The sequence below is a fragment of the Burkholderia pyrrocinia genome (assembly GCF_022809715.1).
Lineage (GTDB): Bacteria > Pseudomonadota > Gammaproteobacteria > Burkholderiales > Burkholderiaceae > Burkholderia > Burkholderia pyrrocinia_C.
Genome location: NZ_CP094460.1, coordinates 191,798 through 209,342, shown reverse-complemented (window position 1 = coordinate 209,342; position 17,545 = coordinate 191,798). Strand labels below are relative to the sequence as shown.

Annotated in this window: 12 protein-coding genes, 1 tRNA gene and 2 pseudogenes; 4 read left to right on the top strand and 11 right to left on the bottom strand. The window is 67.2% G+C overall.

The features are described from left to right. Positions 1 to 36: 36 nt before the first annotated feature. From MRS60_RS17775 to MRS60_RS17765, 3 genes and pseudogenes are all read right to left on the bottom strand, one after another. Positions 37 to 1,371, bottom strand: coding sequence for a DUF3100 domain-containing protein (locus MRS60_RS17775; protein WP_243566301.1), 1,335 nt, complete (start codon positions 1,369 to 1,371; stop codon positions 37 to 39). Between the two features lie 47 nt (positions 1,372 to 1,418). Further along, on the bottom strand, positions 1,419 to 2,936 hold the full coding sequence (locus MRS60_RS17770) for an aldehyde dehydrogenase family protein (RefSeq protein ID WP_243566299.1): 1,518 nt from the start codon (positions 2,934 to 2,936) through the stop codon (positions 1,419 to 1,421). A gap of 51 nt (positions 2,937 to 2,987) precedes the next feature. After that, positions 2,988 to 3,890: pseudogene (locus MRS60_RS17765) on the bottom strand (NAD(P)-dependent oxidoreductase); the annotation flags it as partial. 113 nt (positions 3,891 to 4,003) lie between these two features. Between MRS60_RS17765 and MRS60_RS17760 the strand changes: the two are divergent. Beyond that, the gene (locus MRS60_RS17760) at positions 4,004 to 4,912 is read left to right on the top strand and encodes a LysR family transcriptional regulator (protein WP_105390816.1); all 909 of its coding nucleotides are present in this window, start codon (positions 4,004 to 4,006) and stop codon (positions 4,910 to 4,912) included. A 123-nt stretch (positions 4,913 to 5,035) separates the two neighbouring features. On the opposite strand, the pseudogene MRS60_RS17755 reads toward MRS60_RS17760, so the two are convergent. The 8 genes and pseudogenes from MRS60_RS17755 to fdnG all read right to left on the bottom strand — a co-directional run. Continuing rightward, positions 5,036 to 5,176 (bottom strand): annotated as a pseudogene (locus tag MRS60_RS17755) (integrase); the annotation flags it as partial. A 165-nt stretch (positions 5,177 to 5,341) separates the two neighbouring features. Next, positions 5,342 to 5,437 (bottom strand) — tRNA-Sec (locus MRS60_RS17750). Between the two features lie 31 nt (positions 5,438 to 5,468). Beyond that, on the bottom strand, positions 5,469 to 7,394 hold the full coding sequence (gene selB / locus MRS60_RS17745) for a selenocysteine-specific translation elongation factor (protein WP_243566298.1): 1,926 nt from the start codon (positions 7,392 to 7,394) through the stop codon (positions 5,469 to 5,471). Beyond that, positions 7,391 to 8,830: an L-seryl-tRNA(Sec) selenium transferase gene (selA, locus tag MRS60_RS17740; RefSeq protein WP_243566297.1), complete on the bottom strand. Its 1,440-nt coding sequence runs from the start codon at positions 8,828 to 8,830 to the stop codon at positions 7,391 to 7,393. Before selA ends, selB begins: the two co-directional genes overlap by 4 nt. A gap of 75 nt (positions 8,831 to 8,905) precedes the next feature. Beyond that, a complete protein-coding gene (gene fdhE, locus MRS60_RS17735) occupies positions 8,906 to 9,841 on the bottom strand; it encodes a formate dehydrogenase accessory protein FdhE (RefSeq protein WP_217589956.1) in 936 nt (311 codons plus the stop codon). A gap of 106 nt (positions 9,842 to 9,947) precedes the next feature. After that, positions 9,948 to 10,574 carry a formate dehydrogenase subunit gamma gene (locus MRS60_RS17730; protein WP_059599523.1) on the bottom strand — a complete coding sequence of 209 codons (627 nt, stop codon included), beginning with the start codon at positions 10,572 to 10,574 and terminating at the stop codon, positions 9,948 to 9,950. Next, complete coding sequence (fdxH, locus tag MRS60_RS17725) at positions 10,571 to 11,485, bottom strand: formate dehydrogenase subunit beta (protein ID WP_034179967.1); 915 nt, start codon at positions 11,483 to 11,485, stop codon at positions 10,571 to 10,573. The genes MRS60_RS17730 and fdxH overlap by 4 nt, the downstream gene beginning before the upstream one ends. 10 nt (positions 11,486 to 11,495) lie before the next feature. Continuing rightward, entirely contained in the window at positions 11,496 to 14,567 is a 3,072-nt protein-coding gene (gene fdnG / locus MRS60_RS17720) for a formate dehydrogenase-N subunit alpha (protein ID WP_217589955.1), read from the bottom strand. 141 nt (positions 14,568 to 14,708) lie between these two features. On the opposite strand from fdnG, the gene MRS60_RS17715 reads away from it, so the two are divergent. The 3 genes from MRS60_RS17715 to MRS60_RS17705 all read left to right on the top strand — a co-directional run bounded on the left by MRS60_RS17715 (position 14,709) and on the right by MRS60_RS17705 (position 17,221). Then, a complete protein-coding gene (locus MRS60_RS17715; protein ID WP_131949288.1) occupies positions 14,709 to 15,629 on the top strand; it encodes a YihY/virulence factor BrkB family protein in 921 nt (306 codons plus the stop codon). An 89-nt stretch (positions 15,630 to 15,718) separates the two neighbouring features. Further along, the gene (locus MRS60_RS17710) at positions 15,719 to 15,982 is read left to right on the top strand and encodes a hypothetical protein (protein ID WP_243566296.1); all 264 of its coding nucleotides are present in this window, start codon (positions 15,719 to 15,721) and stop codon (positions 15,980 to 15,982) included. Positions 15,983 to 16,063: 81 nt separating this feature from the next. After that, complete coding sequence (locus MRS60_RS17705; RefSeq protein WP_243566295.1) at positions 16,064 to 17,221, top strand: porin; 1,158 nt, start codon at positions 16,064 to 16,066, stop codon at positions 17,219 to 17,221. Positions 17,222 to 17,545: the final 324 nt, after the last annotated feature.

The following is a 17,545-nucleotide window of genomic DNA, read 5'->3' as shown; positions in this document are numbered from 1 at the left end:
CGGTCCATGCCGCCCACCGCCGTGCCGCATCAGGCATCAGATATGGAACAGCTGCGCCACCAGGGTCGCGCCGATAAAGGTTCCGGCATTGGCCACGAAGGACACCAGCACGATGCGCCAGCCGAGCCGGCGGAAAGCCGGGATGTCCTTGGCGATCGACAGCCCCGCAAACACCAGCATCGGCGTGGTCACCCCGAGGAAATCATTGTGCGAGCTGAGCGCGGCGATCTGCGAAGCCCACGGGCACCACGGCGAGGTCAGGAACATCGCCACCACCGATACCCAGCAGACCGCCGGAATCCGCCGCCCCGTCACGCGCGCCAGCGCATCGCCGACGATCGTCGCGCACACCATGATCGCGATTCCCGGCAGTCCCGCCAGCGGTGTGGTGCCGTGGGCGATCCAGTCGCACACCAGCGCCATCGCGGCCGTCACGATCCAGGCCAGCAGCTTGCCGCCGTAGCCGAGCGCGGGCGCCTCGGTCCGCACTTCGCCCAGCGACGGGCTGACCGCCTCGGGCTGCGCCGATGCCTTGGTGGTGCGGCCGATCAGCGGCTCCAGCACGCGATAGCCCCAGACCGCGAGCGGCAGCGAGATGAACAGCGTGAAGTAGGTGCCGATGGTGGTGGTGATCAGGTTGCTGGCCGCGGCGAAGGCGAGCACCGATTTCGCCGTCTCCGGGTCCTGCTGCGCGGCGATCGCGCCCGAGGCAGCCGCCATCATGCTGCCCGAGCCGACGCCCGAGCCCATCGCCAGCGCGAGCGGATCGAAGATGCCGAGGCTGCTCACGAAACCCGCGAACACGGCGATGAACACCGCACCGAACACGGTGCCGGTCAGGTACTCGGCCAGCACGCCGCGGCCCTCGGCCGAATCCATGCCGTACTTCTCGCCGATGATCGCCAGGCTCGGCTCGCGACCCACCGAGAAGGTCGCGCCAATCGCCTCGCGCTTGATGCCGAGCAGCAACGCGAGCGGCAGGCCGAGCAGGATGGTGCCGACGAAGTGGCCGAATTCCTGGAAGGCCAGCGCCCAGCCCGCCGAAGCCAGCTTGGGCAGCGCGCTGCCCACCATCAGCCCGAGCTTGGAAACGAACAGCAGCAGCGCAGGCTGCAGGATCGCGGCCGCGAAGAACTGGTCGGGCACGCTCAGGCGCGCGCTGCTGCTCCAGCGCGCGCTGGCCAGCCCCACCGCGGCGCCGAGCAGCAGCGCCCAGATCATCGGCAGCAGCACGACCTTGCCCGGTCCGAGCTTGAACGTGAACGAGCCGATCCATTCGGCGACCAGCAGGATGCCGGCCGCGTAAAGCAGGACCTTGGCGGTGGCCGCGCCGCCAAGCTCGCGGCGCTCGATACCCAGTGCGTGTTCCATGACGAATCTCCCCTTGAAGCCCGGCTGCCGTCGAATGCGGGCCGGTGTTACAAATAACCGAACGCGGTGGGCGGCGCTTCAGCCGTCTCGACCCACACGCTCTTGGTCTGCGTGTATTCGTACAGCGCCTCGACCCCGCTCGAGCGGCCGTAGCCGCTCATGCCGTAGCCGCCGAACGGAGAGGCCACGTTGATGGTCTTGTAGCCGTTGACCCAGAAGGTGCCGGCATTCACCTGCGCGGCCACGCGATGCGCGCGCGCCACGTCGGTGGTCCAGGCCGCGCCGGCCAGGCCGAAGTCGGTGTCGTTGGCGATCGCGATCGCCTCCTCCTCGGTGTCGAACGGGATGGCGGCCACCACCGGCCCGAAGATCTCGGTGCGCGCCACCTCCATCGCGTTCGACACGCCGGCCAGCACGGTGGGCGCCACGAAGTAGCCGCCGCGGCCCTCCCCGACGGCCTCGGCCGAGCCGCAGACGAGCGTGGCGCCCGCCGCCACGCCGCGCGCAATCATCGACATCACGTGGTCGTACTGCTTGCGATTGTTGATCGGGCCCACCTCGGTCGCATCGTCGAGCGGCGCGCCGACACGGATCTTCTTCGCCCCGGCAGCCACCATCGCGACGAATTCGTCGTAGACGGCGCGCTGCACCAGCAGGCGCGAGCCGGCCACGCAGCTCTGGCCCGCGCCGGCGAAGATCGCCGCCTGGGCGGTCAGCGCGGCGCGCTTGAGGTCGGCATCGGCGAACACGATATTGGCCGACTTGCCGCCTAGCTCCAGCACGCAGGGCAGCACGCGGCGCGCGGCGGCCTCGGCGATGCGCGCGCCGGTGGCCGGCGAGCCGACGAACACCACCTTGCTCACCACGCGATGCGCGATCGCGGCCTGCCCGGCGGTGTGACCGAAGCCGGCCAGCACGTTGACCAGGCCGCGCGGCAGCCCGGCGCGCTCGCCGAGCCTCGCGACCGCCAGCGACGTGAAGGGCGTCAGCTCCGAGGGCTTGAGCAGCACGCCGTTGCCCATCGCCACCGCGGGCGCCACCTGCCAGCCGCAGGTGAACACCGGCGCGTTCCAGGGCGTGATCTGCAGCACCACGCCGGCCGGCTCTCGGCGCGTGTAGTTGAGGTGCGAGGTCGGCACCGGGATCACGCTGCCGTAGAACTTGTCGGTCCAGCCCGCGTAGTATTCGAACATCTCGGCGACCTTGGCCACCTCGCCCCGGCAGTCGCGGATCGGCTTGCCCGAGCCCAGCGCCTCCAGCCGCGCGATCGCCTCGGCCTCGGCGCGGATCGCACGCGCCACCTCCTGCATCACGCGGCCGCGCCCGGCATGCGTGAGCGCCCACCATTCGCGCTGCGCGCGGCGCGCGCTTTCGGCAGCATGGTCGATCACGGCTGCGCCGGCGTCGCGATAGGCGAGCGTGGCCTCGCCCGTCGCCGCATCGTAAAGCTGGATCGTGTCGCCCTGGCCGGCGACGAGTTCGCCGTCGATATACGAGCCGATCGTGGCGGCACCGGGGAAGAAATGCGCGAAGGCGGCGAGCAACTGGTCTGCGTGCTGGGTCATGTCAGGTTTCCGTATACGGTCGAGCGGGATCGTGGCGCGTGCTGCCCGGCCTCAGGCAGGGTCGAGGAAGTCGACGATGCGGTTGAAGTCCTCGCCGTCGGCGACGAATACCTCGCTGGCGGCCCACACGCGCGCAGCCTCGCGCGCCACCGGCGCGACGCTGTCGAACTGGTCGAGCAGGCCCAGCGCGAGCCGCACGTCCTTGCGCATCAGCTTCATGGTGAAGCCGGAATCGAACTTGCCGTTGAAGATCCAGGTCGGGTAGTTGGTCAGCGTCGCGCTGTTGCGGCCAGAGCCGCCGTTGAGCGCCTCGACCAGCTTTTCCGGATCGACGCCGGCCGCGCGCGCGGTGCGCACCGCCTCGCTGGCGGCCAGCAGGTGCACGCCGGTCAGCAGATTGTTGAGCAGCTTGGTGACGTGGCCGGCGCCCACCGGGCCTACATGCACGCGCTTGGCGCTGATCACCGCGAGGATTGGCTCGATGGCCGCGATATCGCTGTCCGAGCCGCCCAGCACCATGGTCATGGTGGCGGTGGCCGCACCCTTCGGGCCGCCGCTCACCGGGCCGTCGACAAAGCCGATGCCGCGCTCGGCCAGGGCCGCCGCCACGCGCCGCGTGCTGTCCGGATCGGCCGTGGTGGTGTCGATCACGATGCTGCCCGGCCTGGCGTTCTCGAGCACGCCGCCCGCACCCAGCACCACCGCCTCGACCACCGCCGAGGTCGGCAGCGACAGCAGCAGCACGTCGGCGTCGCGCGCGATCTCGGCCACCGAATCGCGCGCCGACAGCACCGCCTGCCCGGCCAGCGCGAGCGCCACGCCGGGCGCCGCGTCGTAGCCGAGCACCGTGTAGTCGCCGCGCCGCAGCGAACCGGCCATGCCGCGCCCCATGTTGCCCAAACCGATCACGCCCACCGTTTTCATCCGACGACTCCTGATAACTGTTGGTTCGAGGCCGGCGCGCCAGCGTCGGCCCGCCTTGCATGGCCACGATGTTCGGTCCGGCGACCCGTATAATCAATCAACGCCAATATTGATATTGTTCTCTTTTTTAGAACACCAGGATCATGAGCGATACCCTTACCGACAGCCGGATCGTCTATTTCTACGAGGCCGTGCGCTGCGGCACGATCCGCGCCGCGGCTGACTGGCTCGACGTGGCGCCCTCGGCCGTGAGCCGCCAGATCGGGCTGCTGGAGAAGGAGCTCGACGCCACCCTGGTGGAGCGCCACGCACGCGGCGTGACGCCCACCGAGGCGGGACGCTGCGTGATCGAGTATTTCCGCGAGCAGCTCGCGCACCGCGACGACCTGATCTCGCGCCTGCAGGAGTTGCGCGGGCTCAAGACCGGCCAGGTCAGCCTGGTGCTCGGCGAGGGCTTCGTCTCCGACCTACTGGCCGGGCCAATGCAGCAGTTCTGCCGGCAGTTCCCAGGGATCCGCGTCAACCTCGACGTGGGCAGCACCAACGACGTGATCCGCAAGATCTCGAACGACGAGGGCGAGATCGGCCTGGTCTACAACCCGCCCGCCGAGCCCAAGCTGGTGTCGCGCGCCTCGAAGCGGCAGCCGATGATGGCGATCGTCGGCCCCGACTTCCCGCGCCGCAGCCACAAGGTGCTGACGGTGCAGCAACTCGCCACCTACCCGCTGGCGGCCACCCACCCGTCCTACGGCACGCGGCAGATGATGGAGGCTGTGGAATACGCCGAGCGCGTGCGGCTCGCGCCGATCGTCACCACCAATTCCTTCGCGATCCTGAAGGAGTTCGTGAAATCGGGACTCGGCATCTCGGTGATGCCGGCCTTCGCGGTGGCGGCCGAGCTACAGGCCAAGGAGCTGTTCGCGATCGAGATCGCGCATCCGATCCTCGAGAACGCCGAGGCGCATATGGTCACGCGCGTAGGTCGCAAGCTCTCGGTGGCCGCCAACAAGATGTTGCAGATGATGACGGGGCAGATGCGGGCGTTCCGCTAGCGGGTCCTGCTCCGGTCCGTGCCCCTGCTCCTGCCCCCGACGCGAGGCCGGGCTTAGAGACGGTTTCATAAAGACTGAGGCTAGCCGATCGCGAAACTGCTGGAGCAACGGATCAGTATTAGTCACATTGAACCGGAACACCCATGAACGCGCACCGCTGTCCGCGATCTGCATATAGAGACCGCCGCCATCCGCGTAATGACCCGGCGTCACCTCTTTCGCGACCCGCAGTGCGCTGAGCCGATGCAACTGTCGTCCAGCCATGTTGCCCTCCCTACCCACAAACCCACATCGCTACCCATACTTCGTGAGGAAATTGTGTGGGACGCCAGCGGTAGCCGCAAGCACGCCGTTACCCATAAACCGCTTTAAAATCAGCGGCCTAGAGGAAATCAGCGGAAGAAGTCAGAATAGCCCGGAAAGGCCATATGGCGGAAGGCAGCAGGAGTCGAACCTACCCGGGAGTGTCTGACACCCCCAACCGGATTTGAAGCCCGGCCGTACCACCGGATACGAATGCCTTCCTCGGGGAAACAACCCAAAGAACAACGAGCGCCTACGCCTGAATACCCACCCAACCGCTGTCAGGCCGCAGGAAGTGAAGATCGCGGCGGAAGCGAGTATACCCAACCCGATCGAAGAACTCGAGAATCTGGATCGCACGTTTGCGGCCCAGCCCCGTCGCGTCGCGAAACGTCGCGGCATCGAGCCCGCCGCCGCTCGAAGGCGCGAGGTGCGCGACCAGTTCCGTCAGCTCGCGTACGACATCCGCGTGATAGAACAGGTCGCGCACGACCTGGTGCACGTCGCCGCGCCGCGCGAGCTTGCGCAGCAGCGTGCGCACCGCGTCCTCGGCCGCGCCCGTGTCGCGGGCCAGGTCGCGCACCCACGGCGGATCGAAGCGGCCCGCATGAATCAGCGGCAGCAGTTGCCGCGCCAGCGCTTCCTCGCGCGAATCGAGGCTCACCGAATGCGACGGCAGATGCAGCCACGGCCCGCTTCGCGCGACTTCGCCGCCGCCCACCAGCGCATCGACGAGCGCGCGCCACAACGCATCGCCGGCAAGCGGCGCAGCCATCCGCCGCAGGCGCGCGGCGTCGAGCCCCTGTTCGTCGGGCATGCGCTCGTGATACGCGCGCAGCGTCTCGATCGCCCGCGTCTGCAGCGCGCGCCAGTGCGCATGCGAAATCACCGCGCCGTCGTTCGACGCGGCATCGCGTTGCCCGATCGCGTGCGCGTCGTCCGGCAATGCGAGCGCATCCGGCGCGAAACCGGTGAGGTGCGTGAGCATCGCGCGCGGGATGCCGAGCGGCGCCTGCGCGAGCAGCGCATCGAGGCGCCCTTCGTCGAGCCACTCGGCAAGCGCATCGAGCCACGCGCGGCGCGCGGGCGTGCGGCGCTTGCGCGCCGGCCCGAACGGATCGAGCACACGACCGCCGCCGACGGTGCGGGTCGCCTGCGGATTGCGGACGATGAACCGGTCGCCCGGCAGCGCGAACACCGGTTCGTCGAATACCAGTTGCACGCGCATCCGCTGGCCGGCCGCGAGCGTATCGCCGTCGAGCAGCGCGACATGCGCGACGCGATGCAGCGTGCCGAGATGCACGTGCAGCGGCGCCCAGTGCGTCAGCGTCAGCCCCGCGTCCGCGAGCAGCGTCAGCTCGACGTCCACGCGCGGCGACGTCGCGGCGAGCCGCGCATCGGCGACGGTATCGCCGCGCTCGACGTCGGCCTTGTCGACGCCGGCCAGGTTCAGTGCGCAACGCTCGCCCGCGCGGCCGGCCTGGACCGGCCGGTTCTGCGCATGGATGCTGCGCACGCGCGCCGCGCCGCCCGTGCGCACGATCGTGAGCGTGTCGCCCGTCGCGACGCGGCCCGCGAACGCGGTGCCCGTCACGACGGTCCCCTGCCCCGCGAGCGTAAACACGCGATCGACCGCGAGCCGGAACAGGCCGTCGTCGCGGCGCGCACGCCACGCGATCGCCGCGTCGGCCAGGTGACGCTTCAACGCGGCGACGCCCGGATCGTCCACGGCCGTCGCACGGGTTTCGAAGATCGGCGCGCCGGCCAGCGTCGAGTCGTGCAGCCATGCGGCGATCTCGTCGCGCACCTGGGCGACGCGCGCGGCGTCGACACGATCGCACTTCGTCAGCGCGACCGCGCCGTGCGTGACGCCGAGCAGCTGCAGGATCGCGAGATGCTCGCGCGTCTGCGGCATCACGCCGTCGTCGGCGGCGATCACGAGCAGCGCGAAGTCGATCCCGCACGCGCCGGCCGCCATCGTATGGATCAGCTTCTCGTGGCCCGGCACGTCGATCAGGCCGAGCACGTCGCCGTTCTCGAGCGGCGTATACGCGTAGCCGAGCTCGATCGAGATGCCACGTGCCTTCTCTTCCTTCAGCCGGTCGGTATCGACGCCCGTCAGCGCCCGCGCGAGCGTCGTCTTGCCGTGATCGATGTGTCCCGCGGTACCGACGATCATGCAGCGGGCTCCGCGGGCGGCACGCATTGCGCGACGAATGCCGCTTCGTCGGCGGCTTCGAGGCAGCGCAGGTCGAGCCGCAGCGCGTTGTCGGCGATGCGGCCGATCACCGGGCGCGGCCATTCGCGCAGCCGCTTCTCGAGCTGCGCAAGCGCGCGGCCGCTGCGCTTGCCGTCCGGCGTGCGCACGACGAGCCCGGCGCTCGGCAGCTGGTCGACCGGCAGCGCGCCGCTGCCGATCTGGCTGAACATCGGTTCGACCGTCACGTCGAAACCGTTGCCGAGCGCGGCCTGCAGCGCCGGGCGCACGCGCTCCGCGGCCTCGGCGATCTCGCGCTGCGGACGCGTCAGCAGGCGCAAAGTCGTGAGCCGGTCGCGCAGGAATTCGGGCGCCTGGTAGAGCCGCAGCACGGGCTCGAGCGCCGCGAGCGTCAGCTTGCCGACGCGCAGCGCGCGCTTGAGCGGATGCTTCTTGATCTTCGCGACCAGTGCACGATCGCCGACGATCAGGCCGGCCTGCGGCCCGCCGAGCAGCTTGTCGCCGCTGAAGGTGACAACGTTTGCGCCGTCGGCGACGGTTTCCTGCACGGTCGTCTCGTGCGGCAGCCCCCATAACGACAGGTCGGCGAGCGTGCCGCTGCCGAGATCGACGGCGACCGGCAGCCCGTGCTCGCGCGCGAGCGGCGCGAGTTCGGCGAGCGTCGCCTCCTTCGTGAAGCCGCTGATCGCATAGTTGCTGCAGTGCACCTTCATCAGCAGCGCGGTGCGCGGGCCGATCGCGTCCGCGTAGTCGCGCAGATGGGTGCGGTTGGTCGTGCCGACCTCGCGCAACCTGGCGCCGGCGCGACTCATGATGTCGGGAATCCGGAAGGCGCCGCCGATCTCGACCAGCTCGCCGCGCGATACGACGACTTCGCGCTTCGTCGCGAGCGCCGACAGCGTCAGCAGCACGGCCGCCGCATTGTTGTTGACGACGGTCGCCGCTTCCGCGCCCGTCAGTTCGCACAACAGATCGTCGATCAGGTCGTCGCGATCGCCGCGACGGCCCGTGGCGAGATCGAATTCGAGGTTGACGGGCCGCGTCAGCACGTCGATCACCGCGCGCACCGCTTCGTCGGGCAGCAGCGCGCGCCCGAGGTTCGTATGCAGCACGGTGCCGGTCAGGTTGAACACCGCGCGCACGGCGCCGGCGCTCTGTGCGGCCAGCGTGCGCGCGACGGCCGCGGCGATGCGCGGCTCGTCGAGCGGCTCGGCCGCCGCCGGATCGTGCTGCGCGGCGGTACGCCAGCGTTCGAGTTCGGCGCGCACGGCATTCAGCACGCGCGTGCGGCCATGGTCGGCAAGCAGCGGTTGCAGCGGTGCCGACGACAGCACGCGCTCGACCGACGGCACGCGCGCCAGCACCGCATTCAGTTCATTCACACCCGGTTCGGTCACGTAGTAGTGGCTCCAGTCTCATGCTTCGCAGTCGGCCGGGGCCGGCGCTCGCGCACCGCCCCCGGCCCCGTGCCGTCAATCCGCTTCCCGCGACACGTCCGGCCACAGCAGCGGGTTCGGCGAACTGCGCTGGTATCCGGCCTCGTTCATCAGCAGGTCGAGCGTGAGACTCGCGAGATCGTCCGCCAGCGGCTCGAATTCGTAGTCCTTCTCCTGGTAGCCGATCTTGCGATAGGTCTTGCACTCGTCGCACGATTCGGCCTTGACGGCTTCGCTGCCGCCCTCGATCCCGTGGTATGCGATGCCCTTCGTCGAATCGCAGTGCGAGCACTTGGTGCGCACCATGTGCCACTCGGTCGTGCACAGCCCGCATTGCAGGAAACGGTAGCCCTGGAACTGGCCGCCGACCCGCACGACGCTCGCGACCGGGTGCGAGCCGCACACCGGGCACAGCCCCGGCTGGTCGAGATATGGAACGTCGGCCGGCGTCACGCGGCTGGCGAGATCGGTCCACACGACCTGCAGCGCGGCCATCAGGAACGGCGCGGTGGCCGGGTCGACCTCGGCGAAACGCAGCGCGAGGATCGCGTCGGCCTGCGCGTCGAGTTCGGCGGGCGCCATCAGGCGCAGCCGGTCGAGCAGCTTCGCGAGCGACGGATTGACGAGCCCGGCGCCTTCGACGCGATCGAGCAGTTCGTACAGCACGGCGCGCCAGCGCGGATCGCGCTCGCCGTCGAGCGCCGGCACGAGCGGCATCGAATGCTGCTGCGCACGCGCGATCGCTTCCTTCGACGGCAGCGGCAGCTCCAGCGTCTGCAATGTCGCGTGCTGCGCATCGGCGACGGTGGCCATCAGCCGCAGGTAGCCGCTGATCGGGTTCAGGTCGGCAAGCTTGCGCAGCCGCGCGGCGCGCGCCGCAAACGCGGTGGCGCGCTCCGGCAGGCGAAAGCGCGGAATGGCCGAATGATCGAGTGCCGAGATCTCGGTCGGTTCGAGAATGCGTTGTGTCACAGAAATGTATTCCAAATAAACAAGCGCCGACGGATCGGCGCTTCGGGCAGTTCCGACGGCTGACGGAGCGGCCCGCCGCGATCGGCGAGCCGCCCGCTCCGGTGCGTTATTTCACGCTTTCACGGAACCACTTCGGGTGATGCTTGCGAGCCCAGCCCAGCGTAACGGTGCCACGCACCATCGCGCCGATCGAGCCCTTCACCCACAACGCCGCGTAAATGTGCACGATGATGCTCGCGATCAGCACGAAGGCCGCCACGGCATGCACGACAGCGGCCGCGCGGATCACCCCGATCGGGAAGTAGAACGAGAAGTAGCGCCGCCAGATCACGATCCCCGACAGCAGGAGCAACAGCAGGCACGCCACCAAGGTAAAGAATAGCAGCTTCTGCCCGGCGTTATAGCGGCCGACGGGCGGCAGCTTGTCTTCCTGGTTGGTCAGCACGTCGCCGATCTGCTTCAGCCACTGCCGGTCGTCCGCGTCGAGCGCGTTGTGGTGCCAGAAGCGCACGACCAGGATCGCGAACGACACGAACATCACGAGGCCGACGAACGGATGCAGGATCCGCGTCCACTGGCCGCCGCCGAACAGCGCGGTCAGCCAGAACATCGACGGATGAAACAGCGCGAGCCCGGACAGCGCGAGCAGCACGAACGTGATCGCGGTGATCCAGTGATTCGTACGCTCGTTCGCCGAGTAGCGGACGATCAGGTTGGGGTCGTCGTGCTTCATTTCGCGTCCTCCTTGATGCGTCGCGCCTCGTCGCGCGCGGCCGATTCCTCGTCGTCGCTCACCTCGTTCGGACCGACCCGGACATAGTGGAAGAACCCGGCAAGCGCCGTCAGCGCGATGCCGGCGACCGCGAGCGGCTTCGCGATGCCCTTCCACAGCTTCACCATCGGGCTGATCGACGGATTGTCGGGCAGCCCGTGGTACAGCGACGGTTTGTCGGCATGGTGCAGCACGTACATCACGTGCGTGCCGCCGACGCCCTGCGGGTCGTACAGCCCCGCATGCTCGAAGCCGCGCTCCTTCAGGTCCTCGATCCGCTCGGCCGCGTGCTGCTTCATGTCCTCCTTGGTACCGAACACGATCGCGCCCGTCGGGCAGGTCTTCACGCAGGCCGGTTCCTGGCCGACCGCGACGCGGTCGGAACAGAGCGTGCACTTGTACGCGCGATGATCCTTCTTCGAGATCCGCGGAACGTTGAACGGGCAGCCGGTCACGCAATAGCCGCAACCGATGCAGTTCTCCTCGTGGAAATCGACGATCCCGTTGTTGTACTGCACGATCGCACCCGGCGACGGACACGCCTTCAGGCAGCCCGGATCCTCGCAGTGCATGCAGCCGTCCTTGCGGATCAGCCATTCGAGGTCGCCTGCCGGGTTCTCGTATTCGGAGAACCGCATCACCGTCCACGAGTGCTCGGTCAGGTCGGCCGGGTTGTCGTACACGCCGACGTTGGTGCCGACCTCGTCGCGCAGGTCGTTCCACTCCATGCACGCCGTCTGGCATGCCTTGCAGCCGATGCACTTCGATACGTCGATCAGCTTCGCGACGCTCCCGGTCACCGGTTCGCGCACCGTGGGCGGTGGCGTCGTGGTGGCCGAGACGCGCTTGATATCCAGCGATTGCAATGCCATCTCTTTCCCCTTACGCCTTTTCGACCTTCACCAGGAACGACTTGAATTCCGGTGTGTACGAGTTGCCGTCACCCACGGACGGAGTCAGGGTATTGGCGAGATAGCCGGGCTTCGTCAGACCCTTGAAGCCCCAGTGCAACGGGATGCCGACCGTCTGGACCTTCTTGCCGTCGACCGTCAGCGGCTTGATCCGCTTCGTGACGAGTGCGACCGCGATGATGTAGCCGCGCTTGGACGACACCTTCACGCGTTCGCCGTGCGCGACGCCGACTTCCTTCGCGAGGTCTTCGCCGATCTCGACGAATTGCTCGGGCTGGATGATCGAGTTCAGCCGCGCATGCTTGGTCCAGTAGTGGAAGTGCTCGGTCAGGCGGTAAGTCGTCGCGGCGTGCGGGAACTCCGGTGCCTTGCCGAACGACGCGCGGTCGTCCGGGAACACGCGGGCGGCCGGGTTGTTCAGCGCCTGCGGGTTGTTCGGGTGCAGCGGGTTCGTGCCGATCGGCGTCTCGAACGGCTCGTAGTGCTCGGGGAACGGACCTTCGTTCATCCCCGCGCGCGCGAAGAAGCGCGCGACGCCTTCCGGGTTCATGATGAACGGCCCCATCCCGTTCTCGGGCGGCTCGTCCGCCTTGAAGTCCGGGATATCCGGGCCCGCCCACGCCTTGCCGTTCCAGCCGATCAGCTTGCGGGTAGGGTCGAACGGCTTGCCGTTCACGTCGCACGATGCGCGGTTGTACAGGATCCGCCGGTTCGCCGGCCAGGCCCACGCCCAGTTCAGCGTCTGGCCGATGCCGGTCGGATCCGAGTTGTCGCGCCGCCCCATCTGGTTGCCGGCCTGCGTCCATGCGCCGCAGAAGATCCAGCAACCGCTCGCGGTCGTGCCGTCGTCCTTCAGTTGCGCGAACGCGGCGAGCTGCTCGCCCTTCTTCACGAGCGTCTTGGTCGGATCCTTCGGGTCGGGCAAGTCGGCGAGCGCCTTGCCGTTGAACTCCATCGCGAGCTCTTCCGGCGTCGGGCTTGCCGGGTTCGCATACGGCCAGGTCAGGTTCACAATCGGGTCCGGATACTTGCCGCCGTCTGCCTGATACATCTTGCGCATGCGCAGGAACAGCCCCGACATGATCTCGAGATCGCTCTTCGCGTCGCCCGGCGGCTCCGCACCCTTCCAGTGCCATTGCAGCACGCGGCTCGAACTGACGAGCGAGCCGTTTTCCTCCGCAAAGCACGTGGTCGGCAGACGGAACACCTCGGTCTGGATCTTCGACGCATCGACGTCGTTGTAGTCGCCGTGATGCTTCCAGAACTCGGACGTCTCGGTCGCGAGCGGATCCATGATGACGAGCCACTTCAGCTTCGCGAGCCCCGCGGCCGTCTTCACCTTCGACGGCGCCGCCGCGAGCGGGTTGAAGCCCTGGCAGATGTAGCCGTTCATCTTGCCGGCATTCATCAGCTCGATCGCCTGTAGCAGGTCGTACTGCTTGTCCAGCTTCGGCAGGTAGTCGTAGCCCCAGTTGTTCTCGGCGGTCGCCGCATCGCCCCACCACGACTTCATGAAGCTGACGTGGAACGCCTTGTAGTTCTTCCAGTAGCTCAACTGGTTCGGCCGCAGCGGCAGCTGCGTGCGCTTCTTGATGTAGCCCTCGAAGTCCTGCTCGGACTGCATCGGCAGCGTCATGTAGCCCGGCAGCAGGTTCGACATCAGCCCGAGGTCGGTCAGCCCCTGGATGTTCGAGTGGCCGCGCAGCGCGTTCATCCCGCCGCCGGCGATGCCGATGTTGCCGAGCAGCAGCTGCACCATCGCGCCGGTGCGGATCATCTGCGCGCCGATCGAGTGGTGGGTCCAGCCGAGCGCGTACAGGATCGTGCCGGCGCGGCCTGGCACGGCCGTCGTCGCGAGCATCTCGCACACCTTCAGGAACTTCTCCTTCGGCGTGCCGCAGGTCTGCGCAACCATGTCCGGCGTATAGCGCGCGTAGTGCTGCTTCAGCAGGTTGTACACGCAGCGCGGATGCTGCAGCGTCGGGTCGACCTTCGCGAATCCGTCGTCGCCGCGCTCGTAGTCCCAGCTCGATTTGTCCGGGTACGCGTGCTTCTCCGCGTCATAGCCGGAATAGATGCCGTCGTTGAACGCGAAATCCTCACGCACGATGAACGTGAAGTCCGTGTAGTTCTTCACATACTCGTGCTGGATCTTGTCGTTCGTCAGCAGATAGTTGATGACGCCGCCCAGAAAGACGATGTCGGTGCCGGTGCGAATCGGCGCGTAGTAATCGGCCACCGAGGCCGTACGCGTAAAGCGCGGGTCGACGACGATCAGCCGCGCCTTGCGGTGCGCCTTCGCCTCCGTTACCCACTTGAAACCGCACGGATGGGCCTCGGCTGCATTGCCGCCCATCACGAGAATCACGTCCGCGTTCTTGATGTCGACCCAATGGTTCGTCATCGCTCCACGGCCAAACGTCGGGGCAAGACCTGCCACCGTCGGGCCATGTCAGACACGCGCCTGATTGTCGAATGCGAGCATTCCCAGACTACGGATAGTCTTGTGCGTCAGGTAGCCGACCTCGTTGCTGCCCGCCGACGCGGCCAGCATGCCGGTCGTGAGCCAACGGTTGACCTTCGCGCCGTCTTCCGTCGTCTCGACGAAGTTCGCGTCGCGGTCGGCCTTCATCAGCTTCGCGATCCGGTCGAGCGCGTCGTTCCACGAGATGGGTTCCCACTTGTCCGAGCCGGGCGCCCGGTATTCGGGGTGCGTCAGGCGGTTCGGGCTGTGGATGAAGTCGATCAGGCTCGCGCCCTTCGGGCACAGCGTGCCGCGATTGACGGGATGGTCGGGATCTCCCTCGATATGGATGATGCTCGGCTGCGCATTCTTCGCGCCGTCTCCGAGGCTGTACATGAGGATGCCGCAACCCACTGAGCAGTAAGGACAGGTGTTGCGCGTTTCGACGGTGCGCGCCAGCTTGTACTGTCGGACTTCGGCAAGCGCTTCGGATGGAGAAAAGCCCATCAGGGCAAGACTCGATCCGGCAAGCGACGTGGCCGTCACCTTCAGGAACTGGCGCCGGGACATTTGTAGCATGGTGGTCTCGGCGTTATTGTGGGGTGGAGGAAACTGAAAGGAATTATAGACAGTTCGAGCAACTATGATCGAATCCTCGGATCAATGCTGAATTGTCTGATTACCAACGATGATCCGCGTTCCGCGCGCAACCTAACCGTCATGAAACGACAGATCACTTCCGAAGCAACCCGTCTTGCCCAGCAACAGGCCAACTGGGCCCTCACCGCGTTCAAGCGCTTCTCGTCCGACCGCTGCTCGTCGATGGCCGCGGGCATCGCGTTTTTCTCCGCGTTCTCGCTTGCGCCGACGCTCGTAATGGTGATCGCGGTGGCCGGCTGGTTCTACGGCGACGACGCCGCGCGCGGCCAGGTGTTCGAACAGGCGCACCAGTTGATCGGCGACGACGCGGCGGCCAGCATCCAGACGATCGTGCAGAACGCGCACCGCGCGGGCGAGCGCGGCGGCCTCGCGACGCTGATCTCGTTCGCCGCGCTCGCGGTCGGCGCGTCGGCCACGTTCGCGTCGCTCAGCGCCGCGCTCAGCGTGATCTGGCCGGCCACCGAAAACCGCTGGTCGAGCATGCTCGGGCTCGTGCGCGTGCGGCTGATCTCGTTCGGGCTCGTGCTCGGCGTCGCGTTCCTGCTGATCGTGTCGCTCGTGCTCGACACTGCGATCACGTTCGTCGGCACCTGGCTGCTGGGCGATTCGCCGTATGTCGTCGTCACGAACCTCGTGCAGTTCTTCGTCGGCATCGCGGTGCTCGCCGGCGCGTTCGCCGCGTTGATGAAGTTCCTGCCCGATGCGCGCGTCGCGTGGCGCGACGCCGCGGTCGGCGGCGTGGTGTCCGCGATCCTGTTCTCCGGCGGCAAGAAGCTGTTCGCGCTGTACCTCGCGCATGCAGGCACGGCCAGTGCGTTCGGCGCGGCCGGATCGTTCGCGGTCCTGCTGATGTGGCTGTACTTCTCTGCGATCGTGCTGCTGCTCGGCGCGGAATTCGCGGCGGCCCGCGGCAACGCGCACCGGCCCGCCGGTATCGCACCGGCCGTACACGCTCAGACCGATCGCATGCACAACGACTGATTCACCCGCCTCCTCCGCAAAGCGGCTGCGCGCCGGCATCGCGCGCGCCGCCAATGCCCCCTCGCACATCCGCCCGACTCCTGGCAACCATGCTGTCCGCCGCGCATTCGCGCGGCGTTGACGCGTTTCTCGTACGTCGGCGCGTTCGCAGTTGCAACAGCAAACGTTTGCAAGCGCTCATTTCGCTGCTCCAACCGGCCGAAACGGCGCGTCTGCCGCAATGTGCATCAAGCATTGAAACAATCGCGCCGCAGCAATTGTCAACTATTTCAAAAACAGGAACAGTCGTTGATGTGCTTGATATATATGGACTTTTCCACGCTGTTACCTTTTCGAGACACTTTATTTTTTAAGCTTTCTTGCGTGGATGGCACTGAGCTATTCTCCAATCCGCAACAAATAACGATGAATCACTTGCGTGGAGAATCTCAACGATGAAGAAACTTGCTCTCTCGACCCTCTCGCTCGCCCTGCTGGGCGCCGCTGGCGCTGCGCACGCTCAGTCGAGCGTGACGCTGTACGGCGTGATCGATACGTCGATCGCATGGGTGCACGGCAATGACGGTCAAGCCAACAACTCGTGGCAAATGCTGTCGGGCAACCTGCAAGGCAGCCGCTTCGGCCTGAAGGGCGCAGAAGACCTCGGCGGTGGCCTGAAGGCGATCTTCCAGTTGGAAAACGGCTTTGATCCGGGTACGGGCAAGCTGAACCAGGGCGGCCGCATGTTCGGTCGTCAGGCATTCGTCGGTCTCGACAGCAAGCAATACGGTACGCTGACGCTCGGCCGCCAGTACGACCCGCTGGTCGACCTGGTCCAGGCAGTCACGGCCGACAACTACTTCGGCAGCGTGATGGCCACGCCGGGCGACGTCGACAACAACGACAACAGCCTGCGCGTCAGCAACGCAATCAAGTACACGTCGCCGGTCTTCGCAGGCTTCCAGGTCGAAGGCATGTACGGCCTCGGCGGTGTAGCGGGCAAGACGGGCGCGGGCCAGACCTGGTCGGTCGCAGCCGCCTACAACAACGGCCCGGTCGGCGTTGCCGCAGGCTACTTCTACGCGAACAACCCGTCGCCGACGGCCACGGCCCTGCGCAGCGGCTGGGGTTCGACGACGTCCGACGCGATCTTCGACGGCCCGATCAACTCGGGTTACGCCACGGCGAAGTCGATCGCCATCGCGCAAGTTGCAGGTCAGTACGCGATCGGCCCGGTGACGTTCGGCCTCGGCTACAGCAACGCACAGTACAAGCCGGACGCGTTCTCGGGCTTCGGCTCGACCGAAAAGTACAACACGGGCCGTGCGTTCGTGACGTACCAGGTCACGCCGCCGCTGCTGCTGGGCCTCGGCTACTCGTACACGAAGGCAAGCGGCGACACGTCGGCGAAGTACCACCAGGTCGGCGTCGGCGCGGACTACTCGCTGTCGAAGCGCACGGACATCTACCTGGTTGGCGCATACCAGCACGCGAGCGGCACGCAGCTCGTCGACGGCGTGCAGCAAAGCGCGCAAGCGTCGATCGCTTCGTACGGCTTCGCCGGCAAGAGCTCGGCCGAAATGGTCGCACTCGGCATTCGCCACAAGTTCTAAAAACGATGTATCCGGCGTGCATGGCGTCTCCGACGCCTTGCCGCCGAACTGGAAAGCCAGCTCCGGTTTCGGCCGCAGCTGGCTTTTTTTCGTCCGTCTCACGCGTGCCCGCAGCGCCTGTACGGGCCGGCGAACGAAGCCGATGCCGACGCACGTCGGCGGGCCGGCAACGGCGCCTGGCGGCTGCAAAGCGCTGCAAATGCCGCTTCCGGGTGTCCGGCCAGGTCGCCGTCTTTCCTCCAGGCGACTACCATCCGCACTGTCGGCGCCGCTCATCCGGCGCGACGGCCATTCGCCCCACGTGTGTCGAATTCGGCGGCCGTC

Excerpts from the sequence above, each read along its gene's own strand:
- MRS60_RS17775 (WP_243566301.1), bottom strand. The coding sequence starts at position 1,371 with ATGGAACACGCACTGGGTATCGAGCGCCGCGAGCTTGGCGGCGCGGCC.
- MRS60_RS17770 (WP_243566299.1), bottom strand. The coding sequence starts at position 2,936 with ATGACCCAGCACGCAGACCAGTTGCTCGCCGCCTTCGCGCATTTCTTC.
- MRS60_RS17760 (WP_105390816.1), top strand. The coding sequence starts at position 4,004 with ATGAGCGATACCCTTACCGACAGCCGGATCGTCTATTTCTACGAGGCC.
- selB (WP_243566298.1), bottom strand. The coding sequence starts at position 7,394 with ATGATCGTCGGTACCGCGGGACACATCGATCACGGCAAGACGACGCTC.
- MRS60_RS17730 (WP_059599523.1), bottom strand. The coding sequence starts at position 10,574 with ATGAAGCACGACGACCCCAACCTGATCGTCCGCTACTCGGCGAACGAG.
- fdxH (WP_034179967.1), bottom strand. The coding sequence starts at position 11,485 with ATGGCATTGCAATCGCTGGATATCAAGCGCGTCTCGGCCACCACGACG.
- MRS60_RS17715 (WP_131949288.1), top strand. The coding sequence starts at position 14,709 with ATGAAACGACAGATCACTTCCGAAGCAACCCGTCTTGCCCAGCAACAG.
- MRS60_RS17710 (WP_243566296.1), top strand. The coding sequence starts at position 15,719 with ATGCTGTCCGCCGCGCATTCGCGCGGCGTTGACGCGTTTCTCGTACGT.
- MRS60_RS17705 (WP_243566295.1), top strand. The coding sequence starts at position 16,064 with ATGAAGAAACTTGCTCTCTCGACCCTCTCGCTCGCCCTGCTGGGCGCC.